We start from the raw sequence: 2,205 nt of genomic DNA, 5'->3' as shown, positions 1-2,205 counted from the left end.
GAGCGCGACAAACGAATGCACAAGAATCTTTGCGCAATCTTGAAAGAAATGTTGCGCGGCGATCCCGGCGCGGGGTTGGGGAAACCCGAAGCCCTTCGACACAATCTTTCCGGCTTTTGGTCGAGGCGACTCAGCCGGAAGGATCGGCTTGTGTATAAATTTGACGACACTCATCTCTATATCTTTGCCATAGGCGGCCACTACGACTCTTTTGAGACCTAACGCCTGCGAGGCACTCAAAGAGCTGCTCGGGTGCGTCGGCTGGCTCCATCCGTCAGGTTCCGCGCATCGCCGACCAGCACACATAGCGTCATCATATCGCTGGCCTCGGCAATGAGCCGTCGACGAGAAACTGCCGCAACGGAAATCGATGCAGTTCGTGCGCGCCCTCGGACGCAAAGATGACTGCGGCGGTTGTGGTCTCGCACAGCCAGCGGCTGAGGCCGAGTGGTGCCCGACTGACCAGTGCATCAGGCCGGAACAGCGCCACATTGATTCCCTGTTCTGAATCGCGTGCCGAGATGAACTCGAACAGGTCGATACCGGCAGCTCGCAACGCGCTGCCCAAGGCCTGGGTCGCACGGTAATCGCGAGGATCGCGCAGCAGGGATCGATGTTCATCGCAAGGCGCGCTCTGTAGCCGCTGCTCGCAGGCGGACCAAAGATCGCTCATGACCCCAAGCGCAGCAGCGTCGACGTGCGCACTCGATTATCCGTGGCCGCGCAACGCGTCAAGGTACTCGACCACCTGAACCAGACTCTGCACCGAGCGCATCTGCTCCGCCGGAACGCCGCCCGTATCCAGGTTCGGCGTGTGCACCCAATGCTGCATCGCCGCCTGCTCGCCACCGACCAGCGCATAGAGGCTGCGGTAGCAGCGGATCAACAGCAGCGCAAGCTCGCCGGCTTTACTGGCTGGATCAAGTCCGCGGCTGAAAGCGGTGCGATCGCGCCCGATGATCTCACCGAGCCGTTCTTGGGACAGCCCGAGAACCTTGCCGGCATTGACGACCGCCTTGGCCAGCACAGCTCGGGCATCGGGAACGCTCTGCTGAGCGGCCTGCATGACGAAGAACCCTCCTGCCTCATCTGTTGTATTTGCATCGTATAGAAGAAAAAGCCGCCGTTTGCAACATGACCCAGTGTGCACCTTCTTGGAGGCGCGGTCTCGCCGCACGCTCCCTGCTACTCGCGCTCGGTTTCCAATGACAAACTTTCCTGAACAGCAAACCGCAGAACCTACAGTTCATTGACCCTGCAGACCTCATCAGTTAAGGCTATGCTCGAGCGCATGATCCTTGCCCTAGACACCGATGTCATCGTCGTCGCGCTCCGCAGCCCCATGACGCATCGCGACACTGTTTTCGATCCAGGTCGAGCGGCCTAGCAACACCTTACTGAGACTGCCATGACAACGACAAGCACCGACGATTTGCGGCTGCAGAAGTCGCTCCCAGACGAGGTGCAGCGCCTCGCTGCCGAGGAAGGCACGACCATCGACCCGTTCATTAATGTCGCTGTCGCCGAAAAGGCCGCAGCGCCGCGCACTGCAGCGTACTTAAAAGAGCGCGCGGCACACGCAGATCTCGACGCATTCGATCGCATTCTCGCCAAGGCTGGCGGTGAGGCACCGCGTGTGGGCGACGAACGCGTTTCTGATGAACACTGATGGGAGCACAGAAGTTCAACAGAGTCCCGCCGGAATCAAAGAGCCAGGGCGCAGAAGACGATGACCGCGTGAAGCGACTGCTGGCGCGACTGCAACGCAAATACAGCACGCGCATCACCGGCGAGCTGCGCATGCCAGCGACAGCTGCGCGCCAGGCGCCGATCCCGGAATCCATGCACCCAGCGCTGCGCCAGGCCTTGGCAGCGCGAGGCTTCACCAGTCTCTACAGTCATCAGCGCGCAGCCTGGGACCTGGCGCGGCAGGGCGAGCATCTGGTGGTCGCAACCCCAACCGCGTCCGGCAAGACCCTCTGCTACAACCTGCCGGTGCTGGATGCGGTGCTGAGCCGCGGCGCCAAGGCGCTCTATCTGTTCCCGACCAAGGCGTTGGCACAGGATCAGGTTGCGGAGCTGATGGAGCTGAACCGGGCTGGCACAGGCGACAAAACCCTCGGCATCAAGGCCTTCACCTTCGACGGCGACACCCCGGGTGATGCGCGCAAGGCGGTGCGCACGCGCGGCGATATCGTGATCTCG

General features: G+C 61.6%; 5 protein-coding genes. 3 read left to right on the top strand and 2 right to left on the bottom strand.

Translation table 11 applies throughout. From position 1 onward, the window contains the following. Window positions 1–222: Txe/YoeB family addiction module toxin (locus VBE63_RS27795; RefSeq protein WP_323686229.1), on the top strand; the 222-nt coding region annotated here is incomplete at its 5' end. A 91-nt stretch (window positions 223–313) separates the two neighbouring features. Here VBE63_RS27795 and VBE63_RS27790 read toward each other — a convergent pair. Further along, window positions 314–673 carry an RES family NAD+ phosphorylase gene (locus tag VBE63_RS27790; protein WP_323686228.1) on the bottom strand — a complete coding sequence of 120 codons (360 nt, stop codon included), beginning with the start codon at window positions 671–673 and terminating at the stop codon, window positions 314–316. Window positions 674–709: 36 nt separating this feature from the next. Beyond that, complete coding sequence (locus tag VBE63_RS27785; protein ID WP_323686227.1) at window positions 710–1,066, bottom strand: MbcA/ParS/Xre antitoxin family protein; 357 nt, start codon at window positions 1,064–1,066, stop codon at window positions 710–712. A gap of 342 nt (window positions 1,067–1,408) precedes the next feature. On the opposite strand from VBE63_RS27785, the gene VBE63_RS27780 reads away from it, so the two are divergent. Continuing rightward, window positions 1,409–1,669, top strand: a complete 261-nt coding sequence (locus tag VBE63_RS27780) for a hypothetical protein (protein ID WP_323686226.1) — start codon at window positions 1,409–1,411, stop codon at window positions 1,667–1,669. Further along, a partial coding sequence (locus VBE63_RS27775) for a DEAD/DEAH box helicase (RefSeq protein ID WP_323686225.1) occupies window positions 1,669–2,205 on the top strand: 537 nt, incomplete at its 3' end. The genes VBE63_RS27780 and VBE63_RS27775, both read left to right, overlap by 1 nt.

This window comes from Lamprobacter sp. (assembly GCF_034860625.1).
Classification (GTDB): Bacteria; Pseudomonadota; Gammaproteobacteria; order Chromatiales; family Chromatiaceae; genus Lamprobacter.
The sequence above is the reverse complement of the archived record's forward strand: the minus strand, read 5'-3'. Positions and strand labels throughout refer to the sequence as shown.

Bases quoted from the DNA above. Each gene is read 5' to 3' on its own strand.
- VBE63_RS27785 (WP_323686227.1), bottom strand. From the start codon at position 1,066: ATGCAGGCCGCTCAGCAGAGCGTTCCCGATGCCCGAGCTGTGCTGGCC.
- VBE63_RS27790 (WP_323686228.1), bottom strand. From the start codon at position 673: ATGAGCGATCTTTGGTCCGCCTGCGAGCAGCGGCTACAGAGCGCGCCT.
- VBE63_RS27780 (WP_323686226.1), top strand. From the start codon at position 1,409: ATGACAACGACAAGCACCGACGATTTGCGGCTGCAGAAGTCGCTCCCA.